The 3980-nt window shown below is 45.3% G+C and carries 4 protein-coding genes and 1 pseudogene; 1 reads left to right on the top strand and 4 read right to left on the bottom strand.

Annotated elements, in window-relative coordinates:
- Positions 1-304 precede the first annotated feature (304 nt).
- Positions 305-463 carry a hypothetical protein gene (locus AC805_RS27450; RefSeq protein ID WP_156341433.1) on the bottom strand — a complete coding sequence of 53 codons (159 nt, stop codon included), beginning with the start codon at positions 461-463 and terminating at the stop codon, positions 305-307.
- Positions 464-613: 150 nt separating this feature from the next.
- Positions 614-1732 carry a zinc-binding alcohol dehydrogenase family protein gene (locus AC805_RS27445; protein ID WP_055076436.1) on the bottom strand — a complete coding sequence of 373 codons (1119 nt, stop codon included), beginning with the start codon at positions 1730-1732 and terminating at the stop codon, positions 614-616.
- A 171-nt stretch (positions 1733-1903) separates the two neighbouring features.
- On the opposite strand from AC805_RS27445, the gene AC805_RS27440 reads away from it, so the two are divergent.
- On the top strand, positions 1904-2860 hold the full coding sequence (locus tag AC805_RS27440; RefSeq protein ID WP_055076435.1) for an AraC family transcriptional regulator: 957 nt from the start codon (positions 1904-1906) through the stop codon (positions 2858-2860).
- A gap of 236 nt (positions 2861-3096) precedes the next feature.
- On the opposite strand, the gene AC805_RS27435 is transcribed toward AC805_RS27440, so the two are convergent.
- Positions 3097-3708 carry a hypothetical protein gene (locus tag AC805_RS27435; protein ID WP_231663342.1) on the bottom strand — a complete coding sequence of 204 codons (612 nt, stop codon included), beginning with the start codon at positions 3706-3708 and terminating at the stop codon, positions 3097-3099.
- Between the two features lie 114 nt (positions 3709-3822).
- Positions 3823-3980: pseudogene (locus tag AC805_RS27430) on the bottom strand (IS630 family transposase); the annotation flags it as partial.

Here is a 3980-nt window from a genome sequence, read left to right as displayed (position 1 = left end):
ACTGGTTTAACTCGTGCGCGAAAGCTTGCCATTATTGTCGGTGAGTCGAAGGCGATCGGGTTGGCGGTCAAACAGGTCAGCGATCGGCAGAGATATACTTATCTAGCCAAACGTTTAGCAAAGTTTGCGGATTCTTAATCCTAAGTTATGCTGCTATGTAGAAAATTGAGCTCAGCTAATTTTCTTGTCTGATGAATCCTATTTGCTTTTCAACAAGTCAGAAACATTGCCGATTCATTGCACTGAGATGAATCACTTCGCTGCAACAGGAAGGGGTATCAAATTCTTTTTTACTAGAATATACTCACACCGCAGAGGGGTGGGATATTTCCCCTCTTAGTTGAATAAATCCCAGATTCTGCCCAAGTTGATGCCCCTGTGAAGAAAGTGCAAACTCGATAAATAATTTGACAACAGGACTAGGATGAGAAGTTGCCGCGATTTCCACTGAACCATTAATCAAATTGGCATTGCTGATTTAGGTATGAATCAATTATTCCTAAAAGTTTTGGAATCAGATTTAGGTTAATCCATAATTTCTGAAATTTACTTAATTCATACTTTCATTCAGCAACATCAAATTTCCATTCCTTGGCATTTCATATCTCTAGAATTAGAGAGAGACGACAACTTTGATAGCTGACACCCCTTTTTTTTGAAGGTCAAGCCCAGCTTGTATATACTCAAGACCAGTTCCTACGACAAAGGGATTCGGGGCAGCGACGAATTTGCCCTCTTCGAGCGCTTTCGGCAAGAAATCTTCGTAAATGACTCGGCTGACTTCGTTGTTCATTAGAGAACTGCCGAAAATGGATTTTGTGCGGATGCGTCTTATGCGAGACTTGACTAGCATCGAAATACCGAACCATAAAATCTTAGGAAGTTGCAAAAGAAAATGGAGGCGGATATTAGAACCCTTAGTCAACTTCTGAAAAGATATAGGAAAAGTAGCCATGGAGACGAATTTGTTGCCATTGCAGGCATGGACGATGTCTAAGCAGGCTTCAGCCGATCCACTTCCTATGGCGAGTGCGCCAGCGATCGTCTTACCTTTGAAAGCCTGAATAACGTCTTTGACGACAGTCTTACTGTTGTAGTCGAATACCTGACTTGCACCTAGCTTTTTGACATAATCAAAATTCCTTGGCGATGACGTTGTGATGACCTCGTAACCAGCAGCGATCGCAAGCTGAATGGCATTGCTCCCGACGCTCGTCGAGCCTCCCCAAACGAGTAGCGTATTACCTGTTGGTTTTGCGAGCAGGGAAGGATACTCCAGTGCTAGATGGTCTTTTTGGAATAGACCGCATGCTGCGGTCGATAGCCCCAAAGGGAGAACGACAGCGCTTTCGTAGGACATATTGCTGGGAATCGGCGCTGCCATATTTTCGAGAACAACTGTGTATTTTTGAAAAGCCCCTTCCGCCGAACTGTTACGATTTGGGTCGGTTCCAACGGCATGACCGAGAACCCGCTGACCTACTTTGAAGCGGGAGACATTTTTCCCAACTTCAACGACCTCACCTGCGAGATCCGAGCCGAGGATGAATGGGTACTTTATCCAAGAGAAAATTAGTTCGCCAGCCCTCTGCGTTATCCAATCAATTGGATTGATTGATACTGCGTGGTTCTTGATAACAATCTCGTTCTCCCTTGCGGGCGTATATGGCGCGGATTCTACCTCAATGTCGGCACGATTCGTTAATAGCCATGCGGCAGTATTAGAGGGCATTAAGAGTCATCCTATATTTTCGAGAGTAACTTCATATTGGAATTAGCTGAATTCTCGCCACGATGCAGCAGCGATCGAACAGCAGTACATTCAGGCAATCATTGTAGGAGATTGACGAAAGACGGTCTATGCTTTATCGTCCCTATAATCTTTGCAATCGTCCGAAATACTATGGATCCGCTCTCAGATGTGTTGTCGCTGCTGAAGCCCCGCAGCTATATGTTCCGTGGTCTTGATGCTGGAGGAGATTGGTCGATCCATTTCCCTCCCCACGAAGGCATAAATTGTTATTCAGTGGTGACTGGGCATTGCTGGCTGAGAGTCGATGGCTTTTCCGAGACGGTGTGTATCAAGTCTGGGGATTGCATCCTGCTGCCGAGAGGACAGTCTTTCGTCTTAGCCAGCGACACGACGGTAAAACCTATGGATGCGATCACGTTTTTTTCTGGCGAACGGGAGGGTGGCATCGCGACCTACAACGGCGGTGGGGATGTCTTTGGAATCGGCGGTTACTTCGACTTTGCTGGTAAACATGCTAACGTGTTGCTGAGCGTGCTACCGGCTGTCGTGCATATCCGCAAGGAATCTGACAAGGCGGTGTTACGTTGGTCTATGGAGTTGATGATGGATGAGCTGCGAGAGCCTAAGCCAGGAGGTTTTCTAGTCGCTCAGCACCTCGCTCACTTGATGTTAGTGCAGGCGCTACGACTTTACCTCGAAGAAGGGTCTAGTGATGGTGTCGGATGGCTTTTCGCACTTGCGGACAAACAGATGAGTGCTGCCATCAATGCCATACATGACGATCCTGCGCATCGATGGACTCTACAGGCACTTGCAAAACTTGCCAACATGTCGAGATCGACCTTCGCCCAGAAATTCAAAGAAACGGTTGGGGCATCGCCCATCGAATATCTGACGCGTTGGCGAATGCTCCTTGCTGGGGATAAGCTGACGAATTCCAACGATCCGATTGCCATCATCGCCCTCTCGCTCGGCTACGAATCAGAAAGCGCCTTCAGCACTGCCTTCAAGAGAGTTATGGGCTGTTCGCCAAGGCGATATAACCATGTCAAGAATGTGGCTTCCCCTTCACTTAAAGAGGAAGTAAATTTTTTGCAGACAACTTGAGAAATCAAGAATTTGTGAAATTCCCGTCACTGTACCTTACTTTTCACGTCATCCCTGAAATGCTTTCTAGACAAGAGTTTCAGGATTAACTATATTTGCAATAAGTATTACTTAATGACAATATACAACGCTAGAATAAGGCTTGTGGCGGTAGGAATATTTGCGGTTATGCTGAAACAGCAAGATAACGGGAAAAGTAAATCACTGTACGATTACTTTGGTATATCTGGTATAACTCATACAATTTTGGCTTGTGAGTCAATACTTGGTTGCTGTGCTTGAGATCGATGCTGCCAAGCCTGCTCAAATTGTTGGATATCAAATTCGCTCAAATTGGCAAATTCAATTTCTTGTCCCTTAACCTGCAAGATGATCTGGCGATCGCCTCGTAAATTCTCAACTATGAGAATATCTCCGCTTCGTTGAATACCATAAGAATTCTTGTCCACTTCTCCAAATCTATCAGCCCCTAGCTCATTGAGCAGTTGATGACAGATCGCGGCAACCATCTGAGCGGGAGCATTTCGGCTCTGTTCTGGGTTAATGGGGATTTCTGATTTAGCAGTATCTTCAGATTGACTTGATTTAGGTAATTTAAGCGATCGCTGTTTTTCTAACTCAATCACAAGCTCGTTTAACAAACTATCTGCCAGACACAGCTCATCTTGATAAAGCGACTCTATAGGCTGACTTGCTAACTTTCGATCAGCACTTTGCATCTCTAAAATAATCGAGCGATCGCGCGCTGGATCGTAACTGACCTGTAAATATTTCTGAAGCCCTCCCCAGCTAGAGCAAGCTATAACCACTAATTTTGTGGACGTAGACCATGACTTTTGCCAGTCCATAGATAAAGGACATGGGCGCTTAGAAATTCGACGTTGTTGGACTTTATCTAACTTGGATTACCTGACCCAACTGCCTTTATGGACTGGTTTACAGACTATTGCCCTAGTAGGCAGTCAAGTAATTATTGACGGGTAGAGGCGAAGCAATTTAATGCGAGCATCAGCAGTAGTAAATTGCCAATTGACTTTACAAGAGAGAGAATTCCTGCGATTTTCCCAAGCCGAGACTTCCTGAATCAAAAGCTGTTTATCAGGAATACGACGGTCGAGAC

This window comes from Pseudanabaena sp. 'Roaring Creek' (assembly GCF_001402795.1).
In the GTDB taxonomy this organism is placed as follows: Bacteria; Cyanobacteriota; Cyanobacteriia; order Pseudanabaenales; family Pseudanabaenaceae; genus Pseudanabaena.
Note: the sequence above shows the minus strand (reverse complement) of the source record. Positions and strands in the feature narration are given on the sequence as shown.

Coding starts and splice junctions, on each gene's coding strand:
- AC805_RS27440 (WP_055076435.1), top strand. CDS start 1,904: ATGGATCCGCTCTCAGATGTGTTGTCGCTGCTGAAGCCCCGCAGCTAT.
- AC805_RS27435 (WP_231663342.1), bottom strand. CDS start 3,708: ATGGACTGGCAAAAGTCATGGTCTACGTCCACAAAATTAGTGGTTATA.
- AC805_RS27445 (WP_055076436.1), bottom strand. CDS start 1,732: ATGCCCTCTAATACTGCCGCATGGCTATTAACGAATCGTGCCGACATT.